Consider the following 26568-nt stretch of genomic DNA (forward strand, 5'->3'; position numbering starts at 1 on the left):
CATTCCCCCGGCATATAAGGAGATAATCATGTCATCCAGGCCCCCGAGGCGGCGCTGGCCGGGCGCAACAAGGTAGGAAGAACGTGCCAGCCCGGTCCCGGGGCTGATCAATCCTGACCGGTCCGACCTCGGTCTTGATCGTTTTCGGTGTTGTCCCGTTACGAGAGTCCCCACTGCCACGACCTGTCGCCTCGTGCTTGTCATAACCCAGGTGCTCGGTCAGCTCGGCCTTCACCCCTCCGCTCGAGGACAGCTTTAACCAACTCGGGAAAAACCTCCCTCACCCGTCAGCCAGAGCCCACGATCAGACGTCGATCTCACAAGCTGGTCAAGAAAACCATCACCAATCAGCTCACGACAAAGCCAACGAGCCTCCGACTCATTCCCCGCAACACCAGCCACATACATAGCCAATCCTCATTTCTTCCCGATTGACCACTTACACAAACAATCCGACACGCTCGAGACATGTACGGCTTGGGAGACGCTTGTCGGGTGTATCCCACCGGATGTGGTTGCGCTACCAGCACACCCCATACCCTCAATCGCCCGCCCTGTTGGTGGCAACCATGCCAACCGACACCCAAATCCGAAACCCTGACGGCCAAGCTGCACAACGAGAAAAAGAAGCCAACCAAACCCACCGACTCCAATAGGGACAAGTCATCACCTGGCACAAACTCACCTAGTCACCAAGCAACCCCACAGCCATCAACGAATAAAACAAAACTAACAAAATACGTCGCATAGCCCGAAGTCGGTGGCCCCAGTGCTGTCCCCAGCGGCAGTGCCGGGGCTCATTCGTTCTCATTGACTTATCATCGCGTACCTCCGGGAGCAAAGCGGAGGCGGGCGATCTGCTCATCGCTCAGACGCGGCGCAGCGTCGACGAGGGCCTCGCGGAGGACCTTCACGCGCTTGCCCGTTTTGAATGCGGGCAGTTTGTCCTGGGCGATCCATGAACGGAGAGTGGAGTATGCCCCGAAACCTTCAGCGACGATTTCTTGGAGCGTGAGGTAACGCGTCCGCTCGGACGCGGAGGAGTACGTTCCCATGAGGGTCTCCAGACAGAGTGAACTGTCCGGAGACGGGGGGTATTTTGTCCGGCTTGCTTATCCCGGTCGCCGTGCGCGATGCTCCACTGGACTCCCGAAGAGCCGCTGTGCCTTACGGGAGAAGTCATTCCCAGCCGGGTCGTCTGTTCATAGACTTCGACGTGATTTCAGTGCTACCTGACGCTGACTAGGCGCCACTCAACACTGTCCACGCCTCACTTACAAGCGGCTCGCGTCTTGTCGCAAAGAAGCTAACGCGATTCTGGCAGGTCCTGTCAAACAGGCGCAATTAGCGTCGCGCTTCGACTTGCTTCGAGACGGCAGTCATGTTCGACACGAGGCGGGCGTCCTAGTTATGACAATAGAGCAACAGAATGACTACTGTAGTCACTTGTGCAAATATAATCTCTATGTCTATGATGAGCCTGTTGACACAGGCATCGACGTGGATGCCAAGAAGACCTTCAATGGTGAGGAGTTTTCAATGGAGGCACAGGTTCCCACCCTCGACGCGCTGGCTCTATCCGAGCCGACCAATCTGCACGGTCCCGTGATTTCCGCTGATGGAGTCAATGGATATGCCCAGATGCCCTACCTGCCGGATTTACTTAAGTGGGTTCATTTCGGAACCGAAGGTGATCACCCGAAGTCCTGGGGGCTCATGGGTGGTGGTGTTGGGCCGGGCCTGGGCGCGGTTGTCCTATTTGTCCCGATCATTGATGGGACTGCATTCCCTCCGAACGAACGCACTCCAAATCGAAAGCAAGAGATCTCGTGGTACCTGGCTGACGGATATCAGCCGTCACCTATTTCCGAGTGGGATGCGAACTGTATCCATATGCGAATCCAACACTTTTCGATTCGTACGATGGACAGAACATCGACCGTTGTACATTCAAGCGTTCAGATGACAAATCGTTCCGACACCACCCTCGAGATGAAGCTCGCGGTGAACTCCTCGCCGAAACTCATGGTCCCACTGTCGATCCAGCCAACCGAGTCCTCAAATTTCGACATGATGTTCTCTGTCGCCATCGAATCGGGCAAGACGATCGAAATTGAATTTGTTGCCCATGCAGCAGGGAGGTCCCTGGATTTTGAGCAGCTCGCAAATCAGGGCCGGTTCTCGCAAGAGTACGCGCGACTCTGCAAGGAAAATGATGAGCGAATCGCCCAACTCGCCCATCCTGTGACATTGCCGAATCAAGGCGTTGCGAACATGTACAAAGCAATCCAGATTCAGCTCTGGGGTCTGATCACCGACACACCAAATGGGGATCGGGAAATCCGAGCTGGCGCACCAAATCCGGGGCGTCTTGAAAGCTATGACCGGACATTCCCACACGATGTTCCAAACTATGTTGATCAGTTCATTCGCGAGGGTGATTACGAGTTAGGCTTGGCAATTCTTGAGTCCAGCTACTATCAGGTCCTCAATTCGTCCGACATTTCCGACTGGGGAAACCTTAACTACATGGATACCATCGGAAAGTGGATCCTTCCCTATGCTCAATACCTCCAAAACACAGGGAACACGGATTACTTCACTGATGAAGTCATGGATATCCTCCACAGATGGGCGAAAAACCTCCACGACTGTCGTGAATGGGATGATGAGGAACATCGCGGACTCATTCGCAAGGGTGAAGACTTTGAGAATTGGGCGGAAGACGGTGATTTCCTCCTCTGCGATAACTGGGCAGCTCTTCACGGATTGCAGGCATATACGTACATCTGCGAAACGATGGGACAACTTGACCGAGCAACCTGGGCGCAAAAGGAAATGGAATCGATTAACGATGCTGTCAATCGGTGCCTTGACTCCATGATGAAACGGCGTGGAACAGACTACTACTGGGGTGCCTTCGATGACGTCTCGTTCAAGCGCTACACCCGAGGATCCTTCTACGCCTGGGTGCCCTATGCCGGTGCTCTTTCAACATTCCCCTGGGGCGCACGCCTCAAAGGGTGTCATCTCGGTGGAACGTGGAAAGACTACTTCGACGCTTCGATCACGTGGTCTCTGAGCGAACGCGATCGGCGAGTTATTCCCGAAGGGTCGTGGGGTGCGTGGTGGGGACACGTGACATATGGATCGACATACAACGCGGCAGCGGGGGTTCAGTGCCTATTTTCGGATGAACATCGGACTCAGAGCCTGGGAAATGTCGAGTTTCTCTACGAGAATCAGTGCGCACCGAACCAATGGTCCGAGGCATTTGAATTCAAAGGCGAAGGTCAGTGGCCAGGTATGTATCTTCCGCAGGAGTCCTACGGAAACTATGAGTCATGGGGCACCTCATTTACGAAGCAGTCAACCCTGCAATCCTGCGTATCGGTTACTGTTGATGGAACCGTGATCATTGGTCGTGGTATCCCTGACCGGTGGCTCAAACCCGGAGATGTCATTGAGTGGGCGAACGTCAACATCAATAACGGAAAGATAGTGAATTTCAGAATCACGTCTGCGGGTACGGAAATCCAGCTGGAACTCTGGGGAGACACTCCTGAGGGAGATGTCCTTTTCAATCTCCCAGCTTTCACGAACAACATCGTATCTGCAACAGCCGGCAGCATCGACCAGCAGGCCGGACTCGTCCGCCTGGAACCCGGAGAAAATAATACAACCGTCCTTCTCCAAAACGCAATCTCCATTGAGAAATAACGGTTCCACCGGGGTGATGCCCAACTCAATCGGGTATCACCTTCACACTCACACCTTGAATACCATCAATTAATCCCTATCGGCCAAATGATGGTCGACTTTCACTTCACACGCGCGATGGAGCGCAGATTGGATGAACAGCATCATGAGAACCACAGCAGTGAGCCGCACAATACCGATTGTGACAACAGCATTTCTGACCTTTTCTCTCGCGGCATGTGCGAGTCCGGGAGGCGCCAACAGTACCAACGAATCCGGGAAGGAAGTTGAACAGGATGCATCCCAACCGCTGACGGTGTGGGTTGATTCAACTCGGCAACCGATGGCAGAGGCCTATAAGGAAGCCCATCCGGATGCCAACGTTGTGATCGAAACATACGATGGAAATGCGAATGGAGCAACCACGCTACAGACGAAAATTAGCCTGTTTAACCAGTCTGGAGAGGGATGGCCGGATGTTGTCTTCTCCACGCAACCTCAAGAAATGTCGTGGATGACTCAGGACCGATACGCTTTCCCACTCGATATTACGGAAAAGCTGGAAGATTCTGTGAAAGACTCTTTTGCGAAAGGGGCACTAGTTCCCTGCACAGTAGATGACAAAATCTACTGCTTGCGCAACGACCTGGCAATGAATGTCACCTGGTATAACGACGCACTGTTCAAAGAGTTTGGATACGAGGTTCCGAAAACTTGGGAAGAATGGGGTGAACTGGGAGAAAAGGTCGCGGCCGAGCATCCCGGATATATCATCGGAACAATTGGGGATAACTGGGCGACCGACATCTACCTGTGGGCCAGCCAATGCCCAGCTAATGCCAACGAGGGTGATCGTCAGGTTCGCATCGACTTGACAGACCCAAAGTGCACAAGAGTTCAGGAACTCATCGATCCCCTGATTGCCAATGGATCCGTTTCAACCGACACGGTCTTCTCCTCGTCCTTCGCAAACACCTACAAAGACAAGATGCTCATGCTCATCGGTCCAAACTGGTACGGTGGTGCCCTCCTGGAGAAGGGAGCAGCGCTGGAGCAGACTCCGGGTACCTGGGGAGTAGCTCCGGCACTGACCTGGAAAGATGGTACTGAAACCACCGGAAATGTCGGTGGAGGCCTGTGGATTGTCTCCCGACATTCTCAGGTTCAAGACAAGGCAGTCGATTTCGTGTCGTGGGTGACAACTTCTGAGAAGACGCAGGGGACAGCTCCTGGATATCCGGCAAATACTGAGGCAGCAAAGGCCTGGCTGAAGAATTTACGCGATCGGAAGTTCTACGTCAACGACCCATCGGAGGCTTTCGAGAATGCCGCCGCTAAGGTGTGGGACGGATGGGCGTACACCTCGTATTCCTGGTACACGCCGTGGGCGGATAAAGTGGTGACGCGACTGCTTGAAGGCTCAAGCCTCAAAGACACTCTGCCAGCATTCCAAGAAGAAATGCGCAATAAGGCGGAGGCCACGGGCTACAAGGTAGTTGAGTAAACGATGCCTACCCCCTTTGCTTCTCAAAGCCACCGGCATGTGAAGAAAGAAAAAGGAATGGGGGTTGTGCCGTATCTCTTCGTGGCACCGTATGTGATCCTCTTGGTCATTTACGGAATCGTCCCGGTAGTCTACGCATTCCTCCTGTCCCTTTCGCATCCGGATGGTTCATTCGCTTTCCTGGACAACTTCATTCAGGTGGTCAACGACTACAGGTTCCTCACATCCATGAAGAACGTTGGAATCTATGTTGTCATCTGGCTGTCATCACTCCTGATCCTTGTCGTCCTCCTGGCCCTCCTGACGCATCAGGCTTTCCAGCATTTCTCGAAGATTGCGAGGTTTGTTTACTACATTCCCGGAGCATTGGCGGGAGCCGCTTCAACTCTTGTGTGGATGTTCATGCTCGACCCGTCGGTTTCTCCCGTGAGTTCGTTCCTGAATTCCATAGGGATCGAGTCCTTCGCTCAATCCGTTGGGCCTGACAAGTTGCCTTGGATCTTTGCGGTCATCGCTTTCTGGAGCGGAGCGGGTGGATGGATCATCATCATGTATGGCGCACTCAACGGAATCCCTCACGAGGTTATTGAAGCAGCTCGAGTTGATGGGGCAGGAATGTTCACCACCGCAACACGAATCCAAGTTCCAATGATCTTGAAGTGGATCGCGTACATGCTCATCATGTCATTTGCCACAGGTACCCAGCTCTTCGTCGAACCTCAGCTGCTTGCGTCGGCGACATTCGGTGGAGTTTCCGAATCGTGGTCACCAAACCAGCTTTCACTGGTCTACGCGTTCCACTATGCCGACTTTAATTCGGCGGCAGCACTCAACATGATCCTCCTGATCATTTCGTTGATCGTCGCGATCATTGTCATTCGCAAGATCAAGCTCTTCGAAGTGGAGTAACGGTATGTCAACTCGTCGTACAGCAGAATGGCATCCGTCGAATGATCACATTCCACGATGTGTTGGAAGTGCATTCTGGTGGATGATCGTCCTCGGCTTCATGCTGTTCTTCATTACGCCAGTTCTTTGGTTGTTCCAGGCGCCGCTTAAATCTGACCAACAATTGGTGCATGAGTTTTGGTTGAACCCCGGTTCCTGGAATGCGCTGGTCACCTCTTGGTCAAATCTCATGGCCTACCAGGACGGCATTATCTGGCGATGGATTGGAAACTCGATTCTCTACGCGGGAATCGCCATGATATTCGCGGTCATCACCTGTCTCTTTGCTGGATATGCGCTGGCAGTCATGAAGTTCCGTGGGCGCAAACTCATCCTGATGATCACGATGATTGTCATGATGATGCCCAATGCAGTCCTTGTTCTCCCGCTGTATCTCGAGGCAAAGATGCTCGGAACCGCCGGAACCCCGCTCTCGGTGATTTTGCCTCTGGCAATGTATCCGTTTGGCGTGAACCTCGTGTTCATCTACTACTCGACCAATCTTCCCCGATCAATTCTTGATTCGGCACGGATCGATGGATGCACTGAGTGGCAGGTCTTCCGGAAGATCGCATTACCGTTAGGAAAACCATCGATCGCCTTGGTTTCATTCTTTTCGTTCACTACATCCTGGAACAACTACTTCCTCCCGTTTGTCATGTTGCCATCGACAAAGTCCTACCCGGTGACGGTTGGGCTGAACAACTTGCTGACCTCCACGCCGGCGTTCAACCCAACGGTCGGAGCTTCCGGTCTGTCGATCTTCAGACCTGAACTCGCGTTGGCCACGGTACTTGCGGTCGTACCCGTTCTCGTTCTCTTCCTTTTTAACCAGAGAGCGCTCGTCGCGGGAATGATGGCCGGGGCAAACAAGGAATAGCCCGCAATATCCTCGTTGATCCCAACGATTTTCATCAGAGAAAGGCACATTCATGATCAACTTTAACGATGCCAAAGAAGTCGCATCGGCAATCCAATACACCAATGTCAACCCGAACCTCACTCGTGATCAAGTGCTTGCGCACCTCAAAACGTGTGTAGATTACGGATTCAATGCCGCGATGATCGGTCCATGCTGGGTTCCGCTGGCAAAGTCCGTGCTGGCAGGTACCGAGGTTCGGGTTGCATCGACATTGAACTTTCCTATGGCGAACGACACCCTCGAAATGAAACTAGCAGCGCTGAAAGAACTTGCGAAGGCCGGCGCCGACGAATTTGATTTCCCACCGAATCCTGGCTATCTGCTCGGTGGAGATGTTGAACTGTACCGTGAAGAACTTAACCTCATCGTCAAGGCAGCTCACGATGAAGGGATGGTAATTAAAGCCATGCTGGAGTTCGGTTTCATCACGGATAACAAACTTAAGGCAATCTCCGCGCAGATTGCCTATGAATCTGGAATTGATTGGGTCAAACAGTCGTCGGGCTGGGGAGTTGGCGGATGCGTTGCGACAGAGGAGGATGTGCGGATTCTTGCCGAGAACATTCAGGCACCTTGCCGAGTCAAGGTATCGGGCAAGGTTAACACGCGCGAGAAGATGGAAGCCCTGTTCAAGGCAGGAGCTGAGTTGGTCGGAACATCCTCTGGTCCAGCAATTGTTGATGGCCTTGTCGGCGACATTGAGGGTTACTGAGGTCATCATGGATTCCACAGCACATGTCGTTGTCATCGGGTCGTACGCCAAAGCACTCGTCATGACCGCCGACAGAATTCCACTTGCCGGTGAGACCCTTGTTGGTCGTGACTACCGCCAGACATACGGTGGTAAAGGATCAGACATGGCAATCCAGGCTGCGAGGCTGGGCGCCGAAGTGGACTTCCTCGGAGTCGTCGGCGCAGACCTTTTTGGAGATGAGTTCCGGGAGCTACTCACCGCCGAGGGTATTTCGAGCGATAGAACACGAGTGAGCGAAACACGCCCGACGGGTGTGGGATTCATCATCAAGGATACAGACGCACGAAACGTCATCGTCGTAGATATGGGAGCGAACGAGGAGTTTTCTCCCGACGATATTGATCAGCGACTTCCTCGGGGAAGGCAGAACTCGGTTGCTCTGGCACAACTTGAAGTTCCTCTCGATACTGCGCTCTATGGACTGAGGGCAGCGAAGGATCGTGGCATGCGTACGATCCTTAACCCGGCTCCTGCGGTTTCTCTCAGAGGGAGGACCTTGGAATACGTTGACATCCTGACTCCGAACGAAAGTGAAGCTCGCGTGCTGCTGGGACTAGAACCCGATGATGATATCTCGAACGAAGAGGTTGCACGTCGGCTCTTCGATATCGGCGTGAAAAATGTCGTCATCACACTCGGCAGCAAAGGGTCGTTGATCGCAACGCCCGATAAAACACTGATGGTTCGTCCCATTCCTGTCGATGTTGTTGATTCCAACGGTGCGGGCGACTCATTCAATGCAGCACTTGCCGTCGGGTTGTCCGAGGAGATGAATCTGGAGCAGGCGTCGGAGTTTGCATCTGCCGTGTCGGGTTTGTGCTGCATGGACTGGGAGACTGTGCCGTCGTACAAGTATCGGGATGAGGTTTACCGCTACCTCGAATTAGTGGAATAAGGGACTACAGCTGAAGAGAAGGGAAAATGATGAAACCCAAGACAATTCTTCACCCAGAGCTGGCGCAAGCTCTGGCGGAGTTGGGCCACACCGACGTGGTTCTCGTGACGGATGCGGGCTTCCCAATTCCGCGAGATGCTCGCCGGATCGATCTGGCGCTATACCAAGATGTACCGACTGTGTACCAGATCCTCCGGGTGCTTCGGCAACATATGTTTGCCGAAGAAGTTCATTTCGCTCCGGAAGTGAAGACGCATAATCCCGATCTTTATTCCGAGATTCAGGATATCTATAAGGGGTCCGGTGCAAAGTTCATTCCGGCGATTCACGAGGAACTCATCGAGGAGTGGGCACCAAAGGCCAAGGTTGTCGTTAGATCTGGTTCTTTCGAGCCCTGGGCAAACTTCGCAATCATTGCGTCGACGGACCCGTTTGCGTGGTTCACGTCGGAGACGGTAACGACGTTGCCGGCCTATATTGAACGCCGCGAAGCAATGAGCAAGGGAGTTGTTCCCGACTTCGACATGTGATCTGACGACCTGATTCATGGGGAAACCGGACCGGGGGTTCGATTTTGTTTCAATCGCACCCCCGGTCGTGTGTTGGGCAGCTACGACTCACTCAGGAGTGAGACCGCCGTATCCGAATCGGTGATGAGGACATTGATCCATCTACCTCTGAGGACTGCACGTATCGCGGAGCGTTTCCGAAGGCCTCCGCATACGCCGACGCGCGTGGGGATCGCGAGGAAATCGTCGGGCTCAATCCCGACGATTCGGTGATTGAATTCGTGGTCAACGAGAATTCCATCTTTATCGAAGAAACGGAGACAGATGTCTCCAACAGCTCCGGCGTCAAGGAGGGATTGTCGGTCATCGTTCGACAACGCATAACCGGAGGCTTGGAAGAAGGGTGATGCTTCCGGTGTGCCTACTCCTACGAAAACCGCAGACATATTTTTCCAGCAGCGGATGACATCGGTAAAGGCTCGATCGGCAAGTAGTTGGTGAACAGCGCTTTCCGATTCCATTGTCACGGGTGCCGGAAGGAAGACAGGGGTTGCGTGGAGCTTCTGGGCAAAACGATCCATTGTTCGATTTGCAAGGATCTGCACTGTGGATTCGCCGGAACCTCCAATGACCTGGACAACCTTGTCCGCTTTCACGGTTGAAGACTGCTCAAGCGCATCCACCGAGGCTAACAAGGACGCCGACCAGGACGAGAAACCGAGAATATCGACATCGTTGACCGTCGTTTCAACGTATGCGGCGGCTGCGGCTCCGAGCGCTCGGATCAGGCCGTCCTCTGTGGGCTGCGAGGTAATAACTACGGCACGCTCGATCCCGAACTTCTTTTCGAGTTCACTTTCGAGATCTGAGTGGACATCTGGCGGGATGACGACGACGGTGCGAACCAAGCCAACCCGGGTTGCTCTGCGCAGGATTCGAGAAACACGACTCTGGGAAATTCCGAGGACAGTGGCGATCTCTGACTGTTTGAGGTGTTGTTCGTGGTAGAGCTTCGAAACTCGGGTCATGAGACGGAGCTTTTCGAGAGGAATAGCCGACCATGCTGAGTGAGATTCCGATGCAACATTCACAAGACATCCATGCTTTCGTTGAAAAAACTTACCCGGGTGTTCATTTTCTTAACTCTAGACTGAGGTACCAGTAGTTTTCCCGCAAATTGTCAAGGGTTTCACCATGATGCCGCACGCATTTACTCGTGAGAGCGAGGTAGTCGCAAGATGATGCCTCCTCATGATAAACGAGGACGAGGCGGAGTTCCGAACGGGGCTTACGTCTGGCGGGAAGAAGTAGAGTCGGATCGTGACTGCCAGTCATTCGGCATTGTTTACCGATGAGAATGAGTTTGCCCATAGGCGGGTACCCAAGCCCAATGATGGCATCTTTTGTGTGATCTTCGGCGCAAACGACGTTGGCAAGTCGTCGATCCTCCGAATGCTTAACTTTCTTTTGGGATCGAGCACTGCTGGGTTGTACCAGACATTGACCCCTGGGGACCTAAGGGATTCCAGTCAGCCGCTCGTGGTTGATGCCGAGTGGACGGACTTCACGGACGAGAGCAGGCGGGTTTTCCCTGATGAGATCACCATCGCCGATGATCAGGTTAGCGAACACCTTTGGGTCCAAATGGTGGTGGAAGCGGACGAGGACGACGAGGCCGTAACGGTACGTCGGTGGTTCCCGGATAGTGGCCACCAGCGAGCGCTCAGCCGAGAACAACTTGAGGCCTTCGGATGGCGCTTTCTGAAGGCGACGAGGGGCGTGTCGATGATCGACGGTGGGCATAGCCCGGTCCGGACGCTGTTGGCTTCCGCTGACCTCGGTACCGACGAGGATAAGCTGAGAACCATCCTGGAGCAGTTCAACGAGGAGTTGGCTGGTAACGAGTCGGTCGGGGAGCTCCTTAACAGAGTGGCTGCCCATCTCAGCCGTGCGATGCCGCGCGCGGTCACGAAGCGCGACTTTGCTGTCCGCAGTGTTACTGACCCCTCCACAGACGTGCTCCAAGACGTGACGATCTTCCTTAACCGGGGTGACGACCAGGTCTCGTTGATGGAGCAGTCGGACGGCGTTCGTCAACTCATGTCGATGATGCTCTTCGACCTGGCTGAGGGGACCGCGAACGTCCTCGCGATCGACGAGCCAGAGATCCACCTCCATCCCACCAGCCAGCGGACTGTGGCTGATCTCCTAAGCGGTGCTGGGAACCAGAAGATCATCGTCACACACTCGCCATACATCCTCCACCGGTTCGAACCCTCGGAGGTCATCGCTGTCGACCGACACGGGAAATGCCGACAGATCGGCGACAAGAAGCTGACAAATGTTGAGAAAGTGAGGGCCCACTGGTGGTCGCCGCGCTTACTCGAAGCGCTCACAGCAAGGTTTGTCGTCCTCGTGGAGGGCGATGCCGACCGAGTGATTGTCGAGGCAGTTGCCAGGGAACTTGCTATTGACCTTGACCGGCTTGGTGCAGCAGTCGTCGAGCTGGACGGAGCCGACAAGTTCGCGAACGTCTTTCCCATCCTTGGCCCCGACGGATTCGGACCGACTCTGCTCGGTCTTGTAGACAAGGAGGAGAGTGACAAGTGGGTCAACGCGTTCGAGAGAAAGCCGAAGGAGGTCATCAACAAGCACGTCTTCATCTCTGACGCTGATCTCGAGGACGAATACACCCGTGCTCTCGGTGGACAGGTCGCCGCGCAGGCGCTCATTGACGGCGGGTTCTGCAGAGAAACGGGGATTCTTCAGGCGTCCGGAGCCGCTGCGATCGAGGACATTTCCGTTGAGGCGGTCGCGAAGTTCTGCCGTAACAAAGGGAAAGTTGCAGCAGCGACCTGCATCTCAGAAGCATTGGACGCCAGCAGTGCTGAGAGAATTGGCAGCGTGGCTAGGCTCATCCGCAGGCTCGACGAGTTGAGTCGGCAGTGAGTGTGTTTGAGCTCAGCGGGGAGCAGTATGCTGCAGCAACCTCGGAGAAGGACCACCTGCTGATCCTCGCACCGCCGGGCTGCGGGAAGACCGAGGTGCTGGCGCACAGGGCTGCCCACCAGATTGGCTCGCTGAAGCCGCACCAGAGAGTGCTTGCCCTCACCTTCACCAAGCGCGCTCGCGCGAATCTTGAAGAACGATTGCGCTCGGTGCTGGGACAGACGCGAGCGCACCGACAGATCGTCGTGCGCAACTTCCACGGCTTCGCCGCCCAGGTCGTCCTCGCACATGGTAGGACCATCGGTCTGCGTATGGAGGATCTGGGGATGCCTGAGACCAACACCATGCGACGCGCGATGCAAGCTGCTGGCGGCGGCAACGCGATATTCGCCGCGTGATGAACATGTTTTCAACGATCGATCTCGCAATCCTCTCAGTCGGGTCATGGGAACCAGCCGAGTCCCAACTCCGTTCGGTTTTCCCCGAAGAAATCAGCAACGAACTCTCACGTCTTGGCACGCGAGCCGAAGTTGCTGGACTCTTCATTAATGATGAAGGTGAACTTGTTGGCGAAGACATCTCAAGTCAGTGCATCACGATCTCCGAAAACGATCTTCTCAGCGTCCCGAGGGTTGTGGCGGTAGCCGGCTCCCGCAAGAAGGTTCGCGCCATTCACGCGCTTTCCCGATCCGGACTGATCACCGACCTCGTTACTGACGCAGATACAGCGCGGGAGTTATTGAAACTGCCCGCAATCAAGAAACACCAACACACTCGTAGGACCAATTGAGCGGACACGCACAAGCACCGAGCGTTCCTTAAATACGCAACTTTTCTTCTCTTGCGATTACCTGACATGTGTGACAACACCTGTCGAAACGGGCACACTTAAACCCATGCATAGATCGAGCGAGCACCCCAACGAAGGGACGCCACAAGACAAGGCGACGAGCTCCAATTCCGATCACGTCATCACCGCCGCCGAACTTGATGACCTGGTCCGGAAAACCCCGGCATCGGGTAAGCCCCGGAAGATGGCAGCTCTCGCAGCCATCGCAACGTTCGGGTCGCTGCTATTTGGCTACGACACCGGTGTCATTGCGGGCGCCCTGCCATACATGTACATGGCGACGGAAGCTGGCGGCCTCGCAATTAACGAGTTCGAGGAAGGTTTGGTCGGCGCGATCCTCGCAATCGGCGCGGCATTCGGCGCGATCCTTGGTGGACGAGTCTCCGATCGCAAAGGCCGCCGCTACAACATCCTCGTACTTGCAGCCGTCTTCGTCCTCGGCACCCTGGGATGCACGCTGGCCCCCAATGTCTGGATCCTCTACCTATTCCGCTTCATCCTCGGGTGGGCGGTCGGGGGCGCCTCGGCAACCGTGCCGATCTACCTATCTGAATCAGCACCAACTCAGGTGAGGGGTTCCCTGGTCGCCCTCGACCAATTCATGATTGTCTTCGGACAGCTCCTTGCCTATTCAATGAATGCTCTTCTCTCTCACGGTCACGGTGGCCCGCGAGCGCAAGTTGCTTCCGATCCCACCGGCACCCTGACCAGCGGCGAATGGTATTCGTGGGATCAGATCTCCCAAATTCCTGGAGTCCTCATTTCAGCGGGTAACGGTTCGGCGTGGAGATGGATGCTCGTCCTCGCCACCATTCCCGCGATTGTCCTGTGGATCGGGATGCGCCGTATGCCCGAGTCCGGACGCTGGTACGCCGCGAACTTCCGCTATGCCGAGGCCGTGGGTGCTCTCAAACGCATCCGTAATCCCGAGCACGACGACGTCGCCGGCGAGATTCACGAAATGATCGACTTGCACCGTGTCGAGCAGAACGAAGGAAAGTGGTCGCTGCGGCGGACGCTTGGCGTGCGGTGGACTCGTCGGCTGGTCTTCGTCGGCATCGGACTCGCCTGCTTTGACCAGCTGACCGGCATCAACACGGCAATGTACTACTTGCCGAAGATCCTCCATGCCGCCGGATTCTCCGCCGCCGACTCCATCACGATCAACGTCATCACCGGAGCGGTCGCCTGTCTGGGCGCTGGCTTTGGCCTGTGGCTGGTTGGCCGGCTTCAGCGTCGCCACGTCGGCATTTACCAGGAAGCGGGCGTCACTTTCTTCCTCTTTTCCTTGGCGATCGTTTTCGGTGTCGGTATCTCTCCCCACATGCTTCCGTCCGGTGCAATTAACGAGGACGTCCCTGCCTTCCTCCCCTGGTTGGTCGTTATCTTGGTGTCACTGTTTGTTTTTGCGAAACAGTCCGGAACCGTCAACTGGGTGCTGTTGTCCGAGATTTTCCCCTCTCGGATCCGTGGCGTCGCCCAAGGCTTCGCCGTTGGCTGCGGGTGGTTGATGAACGCGGTTGTCACTTACGTGTTCCCGGTGATGATTGAGCATCTCGGTGCCGCATGGACTTACACCGTGTTCGGAGCGATCAACGTCGTTGCCCTGGCGTTCTACGTGAAGATCGTGCCCGAGACTCGCGGGACATCGCTGGAGAAACTGGAAGAACAGTTCCAGGCCCGCTACGGTGCCTGAGCGAGGCGTGGGCAGCGGGCCTCTCGGCAACGCGCCGTACAGCTTTGACGTTCGTCGCCTCACTAACCGGCGCACATGACAACTAAATAGCAAATTAAAGTGCAAATGAAAGTGCAAATTTTGCACTTTCATTTGTATTTTCGCACTTTCATTTGCACTTTGAGCATGTCGAGTACAACTTTGAGTACGCTGGTCCCTCTCCCGACCCCCTCTGACTGCGGTCTCCATGCGCTCTCACCCTGTGAGTCGGAAGCGCTTGACGAGTACGGATGGACACGCGACCCGCCGGGAGAGTTACTGCCAGGGATCGACGCACCAGCTCAGCAATCACCCTCGGACGAGACCCGACCATTTGTCGATCACGGGTTACCGGTCCCGCAACGTGGAAGAGTAGCTGCTAGATCGAGGATCATCACCCGCTGACAGCTAGGCAATATCCTCGTCGATTTTCGAGCTGAATCGCTTGTATGCACCCGCCCGAGTCATACCCATGAAGTCACCGATCATCTCCCAGGTAGCGCCGTCGGAACGCGCAAGAGCGACAGCTTCGCGAATCTCTTCCTGTGCCTCGGCTTCCTTTTCAAGAGCATGAACGAGCGCGGACAATCCTCTCCCAAGAACGACAGGACCAACCGGATCCGGTCCTTCACCGTTATTTGCATTCTCAATCTCGTCGAGTATCTCCTCGATGCTGCGTTTCCTCATTTCCCCTCCAAGAATTTCGACCGCGCTTTCATTGCATGAAATACCACTGGCTCTCGTACACCAACCTCAATGAGAAGGCCATTTCGTCCTGCACCAACAACAATGTCGTACCCGTCTTGAGGTCGGATGAACACTGGATATTCCAATGCATGCAGAATGTCCGTCCGAGACACTCCGTGTTTGAGCGCACTCAAAAGAATACTATCTCTGTTAACTCTAGGAAACACGCCGAGATCCTGTCAACCACAGGGAACACATCACAGCCACTCGTCCTCCTCCACAGGAATTGCGCCATCGATCACCAATGATCGAATAACCACTCAACACCTATGAAACACCACATTTTGACGACGGCTTGAGTTATCCACAGGCACCCCGATCCGACCAACGATCAGCCCATGAGAATCAGCACAGCGAGATCTGTCAGTGCGATGTCACCGTCCGAAAATGGCCGCGATGGGATGCCCCCTGACGCGATAGGACGCCCCACCCGCAATAAGAGGCCCCGCCCCCAAGACTGCAACGGGACGCCCCAGACCGCGAGACGCCCCTCCCCAACAACCTCTCAGATCCGCTTGCCTGTCATGCGGTGGCGAATCTCGTAGCGCTCCCCCGCTTCCAGATGCACCGACGTGGCAATACCCTCAGCATTCAGCGGGTTCGGACCCGCAGATACCCCCTGACCAAAATCAAAGGCCGAGGTCACGGGCTCAACGCCCAAGCACAGGTTCGTTCCACCCCACGGCTGGGCAGTACGGCCACGGTTGGACACCCACAGCAGGCAGTGCTCAAGGAACTTCGGGTCCCATTCGATCGAAACCTCGTACCCCTCAACCTCGTTAACCAGCGTGACCTTGGGATCTGCGGGCTCAACCATCAGAACGATTTCGTCCACGTTTTCACCATCGAGGGGAAGCCTGGTCAAATCAAGGGTTCCCCCGTCTGCGCGTGGAGCCGCAGCCGCGTCCTCGTAAATTGCACCGACTTTGAGAACGGACGTGCCCGAGTCAATGGGGAGCGAATGGAAAGAGCGGGCTTTAGGCAGGACGAGGCGAGCACCCCCGGGCGTCTCCGGGAGGCGCAGGATCGGGTGGAGGCCCAGCGGCAGGTCCGCAGTCTGGCGCATGATGATTGTGTCGATGTATTCAACGCCGTCATCTTCGCAGGTAATCAGACGTTCGACGCGTTCAACGGGGGAGGACTCGGGGTAGGTCAGGCCAAGGCGGACACTTTCGGTGTTCTGAGACAGCAGTTCCCACGGGCCGGAGGCGCTGTATCCGTGTGTCCATTCGCTCGGACCGTCGTAGCCGCCGCGCCATTCTTCGGGGAGGGTCTGGGCACTAGCCGGGGCCGCACCGAAGGGAACGCAGAGGAAATCTCCGCGCAGCTTCTCCAGCAGGGGATCGCCTTCCCATCCGCTCCATTTGGCAATGTACGAGGGCGAGAACTCGTCCTCGGAACCGGCGTTGAAGACGGCAGTTGTCATCGCGCCCGCAAGCTGAATTGTTGCGCGGACCCGGCCGGTCCCGATCGTCACGTCCATGATCAATTCCTTATCGTCTATGAGGCCCTCTCGGATTGCTTCGCGTCGAACACCCATTGTCCCGGCGCTCCGATAAGCGGGCCGTGACCAGTCTATTGCGTTCGCGCGTCACGAAGCCAGTGGCGAAGGCATTTTGGGGATCGAGGGGACGCGGGTTGGAGCCGGGCGTGTCCTTGTTGTGGCCGTCAGTTGAGTCGGCAATTCGGGGGACGAGGACGAGCGCGGCTCATGACCCCAGAACGCGCCAGATGCGCGGTGTAGTAGGCGCAGTAAGCGCAGTAAGTCACGACACACGGCACACGGCACACAACAGCAGGAAGTAAAGGAAACCCCCGGAGACCGAAGCCTCCGGGGGTGCCCCAATCAACCAACAACCACAGAACGCTAGGAGGTCTTCGTCGCGCGAGCCTTGTTGATCTGGTCGAATGCCACGGCGAAGAGCAGAACCAGGCCCTTGATGGCCTGCTGCCAGGCGGAGTCAACCGACATGATCGACAGACCCATGTTGAGAACCCCCATAAAGAGAGCACCAATGATTGTGCCGGAGATCCGACCGATGCCACCCCACACGGCTGCGCCACCGATGAAGCAGGCTGCAATGACATCGAGTTCGTAGTTCTGACCGGCGGCCGAGACCGCGGCACCGGCACGCGAGGTCGTGACGATTGCGCCAACTGCCGCCAGGAAGCCCATGTTGACGAACATCCAGAAATTCACGCTGCGCACCGAGATACCCGACAGGCGCGCGGCCTCGCGGTTACCACCGACAGCGTAGATGTAGCGGCCAAAGGTCGTCTTATTGAGGACGAAGGTGTACACCAAGATGAGCACCGCGCAGATGACCAGCACGTAGGGTAGGCCGATCGCCGACCCCGACAGGATGAACATGAATCCCAGGACAAACAGGGAGACAAACACCAGTTTGCCGATGAGGAGCCACATGGGTTCCGGGGTCAGGCCATGCTTGACGAGGGAGGCGCGTCGGCGCAGCTGCGACACGATGAAGAGGGCAGCGAGGACGACGCCGATAATCAGCGTGAAGACATCGTAAACACCGGCGAATCCCAACCAGCCGAGGATCCCCGAGTTCGCAATGGACACGAAGCCCTTGGGTAGCGGAGCGATGGTCTGGGGAACGATGACGATTGCGAGGCCTCGAAAGAGGAGCATGCCCGCGAGCGTGACGATGAAGCCTGGGATGCCAACGAAAGCAACCCAGAAGCCTTGCCAAGCTCCCAGCGCGATGCCGATGAGCAGAGCGACGATCACGGCGACCACCCACGGCATGTCCCACTTCGCCATCGACACCCCGAGGAAGCCGCCGATGAGGGCGATCTGGGAGCCAACAGACAGGTCGATGTGGCCGGCGATAATAATCATCAGCATGCCGATCGCCATGATGATGACGTAGGCGTTCTGCTGGATCAGGGAGGCAACGTTATCGGGGCGCAGGAGGCGCCCGCCCGTCATGATCTGGAAGAAGATCACCACGGCGATCAGGGCAAGCATGATGCCGTACTGACCGAAGTCGATCCTCTTCAACCACGAGGATTTTTCCGCGGGAGCTGTCGCTCCCTCGGTCACTGCTTGTGTACTCACTGTCGGTATCTCCTTCAGTTCTCTTGCATCATGTGGGACATCAGGACTTCCTGCGTCGCATCCTTGCGCAGGACTTCACCCGTGATGCGCCCAAAACTCAGGGTGTAGATTCGGTCGCACAGGCCGAGGAGTTCAACAAGCTCAGAGGAAATAACGACAACGGCTTTCCCCTGGTCGGCGAGCTCATTGATGAGGGTGTAGATCTCGTACTTCGCGCCCACGTCGATACCGCGGGTCGGTTCGTCGAGGATCAGCACTTCCGGTTCAGTCAGCAACCACTTACTCAGAACAACTTTTTGTTGGTTACCACCGGACAGGGTCCCAACCTTGACGTCAACGGACTTCGCCTTCGTCCGCATTTTTGCGCGCTGGTCCTCGGTGAGCCCGTATTCGGTGATATCGGAGATCACGCCACCCTTGGTAATCCGCCCCATAGACGCGCTCGTCATGTTGTGTTTGATCGACGCAATGAGGTTAAGACCATAGCGCTTGCGGTCCTCCGAGGCGTAGGCGATGCCCGCTTCAATTGCCTGTTTGACGGAATGAAGCTCAATCTTCTGGCCCTTGAGATACAGGTCGCCGTGCTCGTAGGTACCCCACGACCGGCCGAAAAGACTCATTGCAAGCTCGGTACGACCCGCACCCATGAGACCCGCAATCCCAACGATTTCGCCGGCGCGAGCATTAAAGCTGACATCGTGAAGGGCTCGGCGTCCCGTAATTGGGCTGGTGACCGTCCAGTTTTCAACGCGGAGCACTTCCTCGCCGATCGTTGGTTCATGATCGGGGAAACGATTGTCCATAGAACGGCCAACCATGTCACGAATCAATTCGCCCTCGGTGATGTCGCCCTCGACGGCGATGTCGTGCGTGGTGATTGTCTGCCCATCGCGAATAACGGTGACGCGGTCGGCGATCTGGCGGATTTCGGAAAGCTTGTGCGAGATGATCACGCAGGAAATACCGCTTTCCTTGAGTCCAACGATGAGGTCGAGGAGTTTCTGCGAGTCATCGTCGTTGAGCGCGGCCGTGGGCTCATCAAGAATCAGGACGCGAACCTTCTTGCCCAGAGCTTTCGCAATTTCAACCAGCTGCTGCTTGCCCACGCCGATGTTTGAGACGATCGTGTCGGGAGATGCGTCAAGGCCAACTTTCTCCATCAGGGCCTTGGCCTGGGCATTGGTTGCGTTCCAGTCAATAACAGAGTGCTTGGCACGTTCGTTGCCAAGGAAGATATTTTCTGCGATCGACAGATACGGGGAGAGCGCCAGCTCCTGCTGGATAACGACGATACCGTCCTTCTCCGAGTCCTTGATCGACTTGTATTTCGCCTCTGTCCCATCAAGAACGATGCGACCCTTGTAGGAACCGTGCGGGTGGACGCCCGACAGCACCTTCATCAGGGTTGATTTCCCCGCGCCGTTCTCACCGCAAATCGCGTGAATTTCATGTTCGCGTACGTCAAACGTCACGTTGGACAGCGCTTTAACACCAGGGAAGGTCTTCGTAATGTTGTCCATTTCGAGAATGACCCTGGGCATGTTTTCCATCGCCATGAAACACCCTTCTCAACGGGTTGGCTTGGGGTGTGGGGTGCGCCCCGATAACCGTGGAGTCCCGAAGCTGGTCTTCGCGGATTCCCGCGGCTATTCGGGGCGCCCACACCTCACTGGCTAAGCCAACAATGAATCAGAGTCCGAGGTCCTCAGCTTTGTAGAAGCCAGAGTCAACGAGGACTTTCTGGACGGTGTCCTTCGTGACAACCTCCGGGGTCAGCAGGTAGGTCGGAACGACTTTCTGGCCGTTGTCGTAGGTTTCGGTGTCGTTGATTTCAACCTTTTCACCCTTGACAATCTGGTCAACCATCTTCGCAGCCTGCTCAGCGAGGAAGTCCGTGTTCTTGAAGATTGTCACGGCCTGCTTGCCCGCGAGGATGTTCTTGACGTTGGCGATGTCGGCGTCCTGACCGGTGAGCAGCGGGTAACCTTCGCCCGGCTTGTAGCCTGCACCTTCGAGGGCCTGAGCAATACCCAGAGCAAGGGAATCGTTCGGGGAGAGAACGACGTTGACCTTCTGACCGTCGGTGTAGAAGGAGTTCAGGCGGTTCTCCATTTCGGCCTGAGCGTCGTCAGAGCCCCAACCGAGAATGCCAATGGACTGCCACTTATCGTTATTCTCGGGAGCCTTTCCAGAGCGGACCTCCAGGGTGCCGTCCTTGACGAGGGGGCTGAGAACGTCCCAGGCACCGGAGAAGAAGTACTTCGCGTTGTTGTCGTCCGGTGATCCAGCGAAGGGCTCGAAGTAGATCGGCTTGTCCATATCCGCGATCTTCTCTTTGATGAATTCACCCTGGAGCTGGCCGACCTTGTAGTTGTCGAAGGTGACGTAGTAGTCAACGGATTCGGTTTCGTTGAGCAGGCGGTCGTAGGCAAGAACTTTGATGCCAGCTGCGGCGGCCTTGTCGAGGACGGGGCCGAGGGCGGTGCCGTCAATCGAGGCGACGACCAGGACGTCGGCGCCCTGCGTGATCATGTTTTCGATCTGGGTGATCTGCTGATCAACCTTGTTGTCGGCGTACTGCAAAGAGGTCTCGTAGCCCTTTTCTTTGAGGACCTCTTCAAGGTGAGCACCGTCGCGGTTCCACCGCTCAAGCGCCTTCGTGGGCATTGCGATGCCGATCGTCGCGCCTTCGGAGCTGCCTCCGGTCTTATCGGATTCCGAACCCGATGTGTTCCCGCGTTCGGCACTGCATGCCGTCAGGCCCGCAGCTGCAACTGCAAAGGCGGAGATGGCAACAACCAACTTCGTGATCTTCATGTTTAACTCCTGGCTTCACTGCCTTGGGTTCAGGGCAAACGACCTCGTTCACCCTTCCCCTGGATGTGGGGTGTGTATGCAGGGGTTGTGCGCCCCCTGCATGACGGTGTTCTCACTGCCACCGATAGGTGTCACTAAGAACAGCGGATGACCGGTTTGTACCCGGCGCTGACAGCATAACGCACACTATGCAACAAAATCAGTGCTTCATGCCCCCAAAAGTAGCTCGAGAATGTAGATTTCCACACCCTCGTAGTCATCTTTCGCCACCAAATCATCGACGATCGACTGGTCGAACTTCTCAACCTTGTCTTCCATCAATTCGACGATCCGAAGCGAGTTTTCCAAGTGTTTGAAGCCAAATTCGTCAGCCGTGGACCGCATGGCTTTGACATCGAGACCGATGTACTCACCCGCCGATCCATAATTGTTATCAATAAGCAACTTAATCTGGTTGAAAGTTGAGCGCAGGGACTCCGAACCAAAGATCTTGTCCTGATCAAACTTCATGCCGTTTTGATCGTTGAGGTGAACGGAGAAGAGTTTGTTCGCGGCGATCGCGAAAGCCATGTCGGCCGTGGGGTCCAGTCCGGCGAGCACCGAGTGTGCCGATTCGATGAGAACACCGCAGCGCGAAGGGTCATCCGTGAGGCCTCCGAGGGCTAGCGCGTGTCCCGCGGTTCCCGCGTAGGAGCGATCAATCGGCTCATTTGGCTTCGGCTCAATCGCAATGCGCACCTTGTCGTCGTAGCCAAGCATGTAGTTCAGCGACTCTTTGAGCTGATTGATCATGTCAACAGGATTCTTCGACTCCTGACACAGGGTTCCCTCACGGGCAAGCCACAGCACAATGAGGTCCGCACCCAGAATGTTCGCAATGTCGATGGTGCGCTCCGACCTCCACAGGGCACGCTCCCAATTCTCACGCTTAGGCGCGGTGTAGGCGCCGTCCTTGAACGCGGGATCGAACCACAGACGCGGTGCGACGAATTCACATCCAACGCCCAGGGAGTCGAGGAACTCTCGAAGCTCGTGCGCCTCGTCCCTGATCTGGTCAATGGACTTCGACTGGATATCCGGCACAGCATCGTCATCATGGAACTGGATCGCCGAGAACCCCATCTGGGCAAAACGCTCAATTTTTTCCTTCATTGTCAGACTGCGGCGGGTCTGTGGCCCATAGACGTCAGTTCCTTCAGCAACATTCCACGGACCAACGGTGTACCTGAACCTGCTCATCTGATAACTCTCCTCCACATTCTCACAAGGGCAGAACGCGCCCTTGCGTTCCTGCGACTGCGCAACAGCGTCGTCGCGGCTTGTCTCACCCGAACACCGATTAATGTTCGATGATGAAACTATTAACTGATGAACGACTCCTGTCAAGCCTTTACGTCACTTTGCTCCACAGACTGCGCTACTCTCACCTACATGGCCGGCTCGCAACAGACTCTCCCCGCTCACGGAGTTCCCCTGACTCTGTCAACCCCCCTCGTCGGCGCAGCCCCCACCGTCCCCGCAAGCCAGGCGAGTGTTCGCCAGCAGAATCTCTCCCTCATTTCTTGCCTCATTTTCGGCTCACCAACCTCGCTGACACGCGCCGCCCTCGCAACGCGCACAGGTCTTGGGCGCGCAACGGTCTCCCGCCTGATCAACGAACTCATTGGAGCGGGAATCGTCCATGAAAAGAAGCCCGAAGAGTCTCTTTCACGAGGACGACCGGGGACTCCCCTTGCGCCGGCATCTCGCACCGTCGCCGGCATCGGCCTCGAGGCAAACGTTGATTTCGTTGCGGGGCGCGCCATCGATTTGGCCGGGACAACTCTCGCGGAATTTCGGCTCTCCGGCCTCGACCTGTTGGATTCTCCCGAAACAATGCTCACTCTCCTCGGCGATTCCGCGGCATCCATGATCTCAAGCCTTGCCGCAACCGGAGTTCGCTTCGCCGGGGCCTCCCTGGGGGTCCCCGGCCTCGTCAATACGGAGAATCACAGCCTCCTTGTGGCCCCCAATCTCGGATGGTCCGAATTTGCCCCTCTCGCCATGCTCGGAGAGCGCTGGAATTCCCTCGGCATCGATACGCAGATTCACAACGATGCCGATCTTCAGAGTCTGGCTGCGGCATTTACTCGACCGGGGTGTTCGCGCACTGATGCGACATTCCTCTACATCGCGGGCGATGTCGGAATCGGCGGATCGATCCTCACGGGTGGTGCACTCACCCGCGGGTCCCACGGATGGGCCGGAGAAATCGGCCACCTGACCGTCGACCCCGTCGGACCCCAATGCTCCTGCGGCTCCGTGGGATGTCTCGAGGCTTTCGCCGGTCAGGCCTCGATCTTGAAAGCAGCGGGTCTCTCACGTGAAAGCTCCGTGCACGACCTCATTCAGCTGCTCAGAGAGGGCGACGAGGCCGCGGCGACCGCCGTCGAAAAAGCCGGATGGGCGCTCGGCGTGGCGCTGTCGGATGTCATCAATGTTGTCGACATCTCCCGGGTGGTTTTCGGAACCTCCCTCGGGTCACTACTTCCCTGGCTTCGCCCGCACATCGAGTCGGGTCTGACGCTGCGGGTGATCGGCGCGAAGCATCGTGGGATCGAGCTGGTTCAAGGCCCGATGATTGCGCTTCCCGCATGTACGGGCGGCGCCTTCAACGCCCTCCATCCGCTGATCGCCGACCCGTCCTCGTGGATCGACCTGACATCTTGAAATCTCGTCAACTTTGCGTATTATGTTTTGTCGTCGATCATAAATACGAAGTTGTATGTGAAACGAGGGTCCACCGTGGTAGCAGTACACGTTATCGGCCATGTCTGCGTCGATCTCACACCTCACCTGCACTCAGAACGCCTCGGAGTTCCCGGCGAACTCACCGAGGTCGGCCCCATCGAAATCCGCACCGGCGGAACTCTGTCGAACTGTGCTCGCGCACTCAAACACCTCGACACCGAGGTTTTCCTCTCCGGAATGGTTGGCAACGACGACCTCGGCACCATCTGCCGAAGAAAACTTGAGGATGAGCACCCCGGCCACGTTGAACTCACCGCTCATCCCAAAGCTGCCACGTCCTACTCCGTTGTCATCCGTCCGCCACAGACCGACCGTTCCTTCCTTCATCACACCGGTGCCAACGATTTCTTCACCGGCGAATGCACCCTCCACTCGAACACGATCTGCCACTTCGGATACCCCACACTCTGCCCCGGAATGTGCGCCGACAACGGCCGCCCCGTCGCCGACCTCTTCGACCGCGCCCACGCTCTAGGTAATGCGACCAGTCTTGACTTGGCCTACCTGGCAGATAACTCGCCCCTGAAACAGCTTGACTGGAATGCACTCTTTGCGCAGGTTCTTCCGGTCACGGACGTATTCTGCCCATCCTGGGATGACATTGCCTCGTGCCTGCCCGGTATCAGCGCCGACTTTGACACGGAACTCATTGAGAAGCAGACCCGCACTTTCCTTGACCAGGGTGCCGGCCTCGTCCTCGTTACTGTGGGAAAACACGGTGCGTACCTGGCAACGAATGACGCTGACCGACTGGCACCCCTGGCCACGCTCACGGGAATCAACGCGAAGCAGTGGGCGAACCAGTCGATCTGGGACCCAGCTGTGCCCGTGGAGAAAGAAGCCGACGGACCGCTGGACACGAACGGAGCCGGGGACACATTCAAGGCATCCTTCCTCCACGCGTTGACTCGTCGGGCAACGCCGCAGGCCGCAATCCGTTTCGCCTCGGAATCAGTCGCGCGCAAACTCCTGAGCCGACCCCTCGAGGCATTCGCCGACGTCGACAATGGCGACGCCTGGGATGCCGACGCACCCCTCGCCCAGGAGCACTAATCGTGCCTCAGCTTGTTGCTTTCGGCGCCGGAAACGTTGGACGCGGGTTCATCGGCCAGATTTTCTCCGACTCGGGGTGGGACGTCACCTTCCTCGATGTTGCTCCGCAGGTGGTGGATGCGCTGCACACGGACGGTTCGTATATTCACGAAACCGTGTCCACCAACGGAACCGTTCCACGCACCATCACACGTGTCGATGCCGCGTATTCTTCCGACCAGGACGCCGTTGATGCCCTGATAACACGCGCTGACCTAGTGACAACATCGGTGGGGGCACGGGTACTGCCGCTGATCGCCCCGGCGCTGGCTCACGGCCTTGCCTCCAGATGGGAAGCGGGTCACGGCCCCCTCGATATTCTTCTCTGCGAGAACATTCACGGGGCCTCACGGGTGGTCCGCGACCTGCTGCTTGAGCATATTCCCACCGAATATCGTGACCACCTGCTCACCCACTGCGGACTGGCAGAAACGTCGATCGGGAGGATGATCCCCGCCGTTCCCCCCGAGCTTCAGCGCACGCCAACCCTGGTTCGTGCCGAGCCGTATTGCCAGCTTCCCTACGATGCGACGGCGTTGAAGGCCCCGCGTCCCACAGTTCGCGGCCTCGTTGGAATTGATGACGTCGCTTTCGATTTCTACGCTGATCGCAAGCTATTCGTTCACAACATGGGCCACTGCTTGTGTGCCTATGTGGGAGAAATCTACGGTCATGAGTTCATCTGGCAAGCCACCGCGGATCCGCGGATTCACAGTCTTGTGCGTTCGGCGATGAATCAGTCCGCACTGGCTCTGGCCAGGCATTACGGAGCGGACTATTCGGCCCTGACCGAGCATATCGACGATCTCTTAGCTCGTTTTGCCAACCGGGCTTTGGGTGATCCGTGCGAGCGCGTCGGCCGTGACCCCGAACGCAAATTGGGTTCCCATGACCGCCTCGTCGGGGCATATCGCCTGGCGCAGTCTCAGGGGGTTGCGCGCAGCTACCTCTCCCTTGCTCTTGCGGTTGGCATCGCCCGACTCTCCCAAGAGCCGGGATGGGATCTGCCGCGTGCACGTTCTTTTGTTGAGTCCGCCCTCTGGTCCTCCGAATCGTCTAATTCAGGGGACGAGGACGAGCGCGCGCTCATGAACGCTCAGATTGATCAGGCCGCTGCTGGTTTCGACTGGGCTGAACAGATGCGCCTACTGAACGAATACATTGTGAAGAAGGGTTTGATCTAGGGTGCACACGCTCAATAGAGAACCGTGTGAGGCGCAGAATTTCAGCGAAAATACTTGGCTGATTGCTCGTTCACAGCGAACTTCCCACTCAGCTTCCCACTGAACTTCCCAC

Annotated in this window: 23 protein-coding genes; 14 read left to right on the top strand and 9 right to left on the bottom strand. The window is 56.6% G+C overall.

What is annotated here, in order from left to right; translation table 11 throughout:
- Window positions 1-31: 31 nt before the first annotated feature.
- Both G7Y41_RS10310 and G7Y41_RS09695 read right to left on the bottom strand, forming a co-directional pair.
- Window positions 32-235 carry a transposase gene (locus G7Y41_RS10310; RefSeq protein ID WP_165316471.1) on the bottom strand — a complete coding sequence of 68 codons (204 nt, stop codon included), beginning with the start codon at window positions 233-235 and terminating at the stop codon, window positions 32-34.
- 583 nt (window positions 236-818) lie between these two features.
- Window positions 819-1055, bottom strand: coding sequence for a helix-turn-helix domain-containing protein (locus tag G7Y41_RS09695; protein ID WP_165315541.1), 237 nt, complete (start codon window positions 1053-1055; stop codon window positions 819-821).
- A gap of 484 nt (window positions 1056-1539) precedes the next feature.
- On the opposite strand from G7Y41_RS09695, the gene G7Y41_RS09700 reads away from it, so the two are divergent.
- The 7 genes from G7Y41_RS09700 (at window position 1540) to rbsD (ending at window position 9252) form a co-directional block, all read left to right on the top strand.
- Window positions 1540-3720 carry a hypothetical protein gene (locus G7Y41_RS09700; RefSeq protein ID WP_165315540.1) on the top strand — a complete coding sequence of 727 codons (2181 nt, stop codon included), beginning with the start codon at window positions 1540-1542 and terminating at the stop codon, window positions 3718-3720.
- A 181-nt stretch (window positions 3721-3901) separates the two neighbouring features.
- Window positions 3902-5203 (top strand): ABC transporter substrate-binding protein, encoded by a 1302-nt coding sequence (locus G7Y41_RS09705; protein WP_165315539.1) that lies wholly within the window; start codon window positions 3902-3904, stop codon window positions 5201-5203.
- A 3-nt stretch (window positions 5204-5206) separates the two neighbouring features.
- Complete coding sequence (locus G7Y41_RS09710; protein ID WP_196819512.1) at window positions 5207-6112, top strand: carbohydrate ABC transporter permease; 906 nt, start codon at window positions 5207-5209, stop codon at window positions 6110-6112.
- 4 nt (window positions 6113-6116) lie between these two features.
- On the top strand, window positions 6117-7031 hold the full coding sequence (locus G7Y41_RS09715; protein ID WP_196819513.1) for a carbohydrate ABC transporter permease: 915 nt from the start codon (window positions 6117-6119) through the stop codon (window positions 7029-7031).
- Window positions 7032-7083: 52 nt separating this feature from the next.
- Window positions 7084-7785, top strand: a complete 702-nt coding sequence (deoC, locus tag G7Y41_RS09720; protein WP_165315538.1) for a deoxyribose-phosphate aldolase — start codon at window positions 7084-7086, stop codon at window positions 7783-7785.
- A gap of 7 nt (window positions 7786-7792) precedes the next feature.
- Window positions 7793-8722, top strand: a complete 930-nt coding sequence (locus tag G7Y41_RS09725; protein ID WP_165315537.1) for a ribokinase — start codon at window positions 7793-7795, stop codon at window positions 8720-8722.
- 26 nt (window positions 8723-8748) lie between these two features.
- A complete protein-coding gene (gene rbsD, locus G7Y41_RS09730) occupies window positions 8749-9252 on the top strand; it encodes a D-ribose pyranase (protein ID WP_196819514.1) in 504 nt (167 codons plus the stop codon).
- 80 nt (window positions 9253-9332) lie between these two features.
- Here the strand turns inward: rbsD and G7Y41_RS09735 are convergent, their stop codons facing one another.
- Window positions 9333-10322 carry a sugar-binding transcriptional regulator gene (locus G7Y41_RS09735; RefSeq protein WP_165315536.1) on the bottom strand — a complete coding sequence of 330 codons (990 nt, stop codon included), beginning with the start codon at window positions 10320-10322 and terminating at the stop codon, window positions 9333-9335.
- A gap of 229 nt (window positions 10323-10551) precedes the next feature.
- On the opposite strand from G7Y41_RS09735, the gene G7Y41_RS09740 reads away from it, so the two are divergent.
- From G7Y41_RS09740 to G7Y41_RS09755, 4 genes are all read left to right on the top strand, one after another.
- Window positions 10552-12180 carry an ATP-dependent nuclease gene (locus G7Y41_RS09740; RefSeq protein WP_196819515.1) on the top strand — a complete coding sequence of 543 codons (1629 nt, stop codon included), beginning with the start codon at window positions 10552-10554 and terminating at the stop codon, window positions 12178-12180.
- Window positions 12177-12578: a UvrD-helicase domain-containing protein gene (locus G7Y41_RS09745; RefSeq protein WP_165315535.1), complete on the top strand. Its 402-nt coding sequence runs from the start codon at window positions 12177-12179 to the stop codon at window positions 12576-12578. Before G7Y41_RS09740 ends, G7Y41_RS09745 begins: the two co-directional genes overlap by 4 nt.
- Window positions 12578-12970, top strand: a complete 393-nt coding sequence (locus G7Y41_RS09750) for a sugar-binding domain-containing protein (protein WP_231367417.1) — start codon at window positions 12578-12580, stop codon at window positions 12968-12970. Before G7Y41_RS09745 ends, G7Y41_RS09750 begins: the two co-directional genes overlap by 1 nt.
- A 106-nt stretch (window positions 12971-13076) precedes the next feature.
- Window positions 13077-14726: an MFS transporter gene (locus tag G7Y41_RS09755; protein ID WP_165315533.1), complete on the top strand. Its 1650-nt coding sequence runs from the start codon at window positions 13077-13079 to the stop codon at window positions 14724-14726.
- A gap of 426 nt (window positions 14727-15152) precedes the next feature.
- Here G7Y41_RS09755 and G7Y41_RS09760 read toward each other — a convergent pair whose 3' ends face one another.
- From G7Y41_RS09760 to G7Y41_RS09785, 6 genes are all read right to left on the bottom strand, one after another.
- The gene (locus G7Y41_RS09760) at window positions 15153-15431 is read right to left on the bottom strand and encodes a hypothetical protein (protein WP_165315532.1); all 279 of its coding nucleotides are present in this window, start codon (window positions 15429-15431) and stop codon (window positions 15153-15155) included.
- Between the two features lie 565 nt (window positions 15432-15996).
- The gene (locus G7Y41_RS09765) at window positions 15997-16974 is read right to left on the bottom strand and encodes an aldose epimerase family protein (RefSeq protein WP_165315531.1); all 978 of its coding nucleotides are present in this window, start codon (window positions 16972-16974) and stop codon (window positions 15997-15999) included.
- Between the two features lie 384 nt (window positions 16975-17358).
- The gene (gene mmsB, locus G7Y41_RS09770; protein WP_165216864.1) at window positions 17359-18573 is read right to left on the bottom strand and encodes a multiple monosaccharide ABC transporter permease; all 1215 of its coding nucleotides are present in this window, start codon (window positions 18571-18573) and stop codon (window positions 17359-17361) included.
- A gap of 14 nt (window positions 18574-18587) precedes the next feature.
- Window positions 18588-20129 carry an ATP-binding cassette domain-containing protein gene (locus G7Y41_RS09775; RefSeq protein WP_331272603.1) on the bottom strand — a complete coding sequence of 514 codons (1542 nt, stop codon included), beginning with the start codon at window positions 20127-20129 and terminating at the stop codon, window positions 18588-18590.
- A gap of 133 nt (window positions 20130-20262) precedes the next feature.
- Window positions 20263-21390, bottom strand: a complete 1128-nt coding sequence (locus tag G7Y41_RS09780) for a substrate-binding domain-containing protein (RefSeq protein WP_165216866.1) — start codon at window positions 21388-21390, stop codon at window positions 20263-20265.
- A gap of 207 nt (window positions 21391-21597) precedes the next feature.
- On the bottom strand, window positions 21598-22629 hold the full coding sequence (locus G7Y41_RS09785) for a TIM barrel protein (protein WP_165216868.1): 1032 nt from the start codon (window positions 22627-22629) through the stop codon (window positions 21598-21600).
- A gap of 192 nt (window positions 22630-22821) precedes the next feature.
- On the opposite strand from G7Y41_RS09785, the gene G7Y41_RS09790 reads away from it, so the two are divergent.
- The 3 genes from G7Y41_RS09790 to G7Y41_RS09800 all read left to right on the top strand — a co-directional run bounded on the left by G7Y41_RS09790 (window position 22822) and on the right by G7Y41_RS09800 (window position 26456).
- Window positions 22822-24099, top strand: a complete 1278-nt coding sequence (locus G7Y41_RS09790) for an ROK family transcriptional regulator (protein ID WP_165315530.1) — start codon at window positions 22822-22824, stop codon at window positions 24097-24099.
- A 75-nt stretch (window positions 24100-24174) separates the two neighbouring features.
- Window positions 24175-25233, top strand: coding sequence for a carbohydrate kinase family protein (locus tag G7Y41_RS09795; RefSeq protein ID WP_165315529.1), 1059 nt, complete (start codon window positions 24175-24177; stop codon window positions 25231-25233).
- 2 nt (window positions 25234-25235) lie between these two features.
- A complete protein-coding gene (locus tag G7Y41_RS09800; RefSeq protein WP_165315528.1) occupies window positions 25236-26456 on the top strand; it encodes a mannitol dehydrogenase family protein in 1221 nt (406 codons plus the stop codon).
- Window positions 26457-26568 lie beyond the last annotated feature (112 nt).

Source organism: Schaalia sp. ZJ405 (assembly GCF_011038885.2).
Classification (GTDB): Bacteria; Actinomycetota; Actinomycetes; order Actinomycetales; family Actinomycetaceae; genus Pauljensenia.

Bases quoted from the DNA above. Each gene is read 5' to 3' on its own strand.
- G7Y41_RS09695 (WP_165315541.1), bottom strand. From the start codon at position 1,055: ATGGGAACGTACTCCTCCGCGTCCGAGCGGACGCGTTACCTCACGCTC.
- G7Y41_RS09700 (WP_165315540.1), top strand. From the start codon at position 1,540: ATGGAGGCACAGGTTCCCACCCTCGACGCGCTGGCTCTATCCGAGCCG.
- G7Y41_RS09710 (WP_196819512.1), top strand. From the start codon at position 5,207: ATGCCTACCCCCTTTGCTTCTCAAAGCCACCGGCATGTGAAGAAAGAA.
- G7Y41_RS09715 (WP_196819513.1), top strand. From the start codon at position 6,117: ATGTCAACTCGTCGTACAGCAGAATGGCATCCGTCGAATGATCACATT.
- deoC (WP_165315538.1), top strand. From the start codon at position 7,084: ATGATCAACTTTAACGATGCCAAAGAAGTCGCATCGGCAATCCAATAC.
- G7Y41_RS09725 (WP_165315537.1), top strand. From the start codon at position 7,793: ATGGATTCCACAGCACATGTCGTTGTCATCGGGTCGTACGCCAAAGCA.
- rbsD (WP_196819514.1), top strand. From the start codon at position 8,749: ATGATGAAACCCAAGACAATTCTTCACCCAGAGCTGGCGCAAGCTCTG.
- G7Y41_RS09750 (WP_231367417.1), top strand. From the start codon at position 12,578: ATGAACATGTTTTCAACGATCGATCTCGCAATCCTCTCAGTCGGGTCA.
- G7Y41_RS09755 (WP_165315533.1), top strand. From the start codon at position 13,077: ATGCATAGATCGAGCGAGCACCCCAACGAAGGGACGCCACAAGACAAG.
- G7Y41_RS09760 (WP_165315532.1), bottom strand. From the start codon at position 15,431: ATGAGGAAACGCAGCATCGAGGAGATACTCGACGAGATTGAGAATGCA.
- G7Y41_RS09765 (WP_165315531.1), bottom strand. From the start codon at position 16,974: ATGGACGTGACGATCGGGACCGGCCGGGTCCGCGCAACAATTCAGCTT.
- G7Y41_RS09775 (WP_331272603.1), bottom strand. From the start codon at position 20,129: ATGGCGATGGAAAACATGCCCAGGGTCATTCTCGAAATGGACAACATT.
- G7Y41_RS09780 (WP_165216866.1), bottom strand. From the start codon at position 21,390: ATGAAGATCACGAAGTTGGTTGTTGCCATCTCCGCCTTTGCAGTTGCA.
- G7Y41_RS09785 (WP_165216868.1), bottom strand. From the start codon at position 22,629: ATGAGCAGGTTCAGGTACACCGTTGGTCCGTGGAATGTTGCTGAAGGA.
- G7Y41_RS09790 (WP_165315530.1), top strand. From the start codon at position 22,822: ATGGCCGGCTCGCAACAGACTCTCCCCGCTCACGGAGTTCCCCTGACT.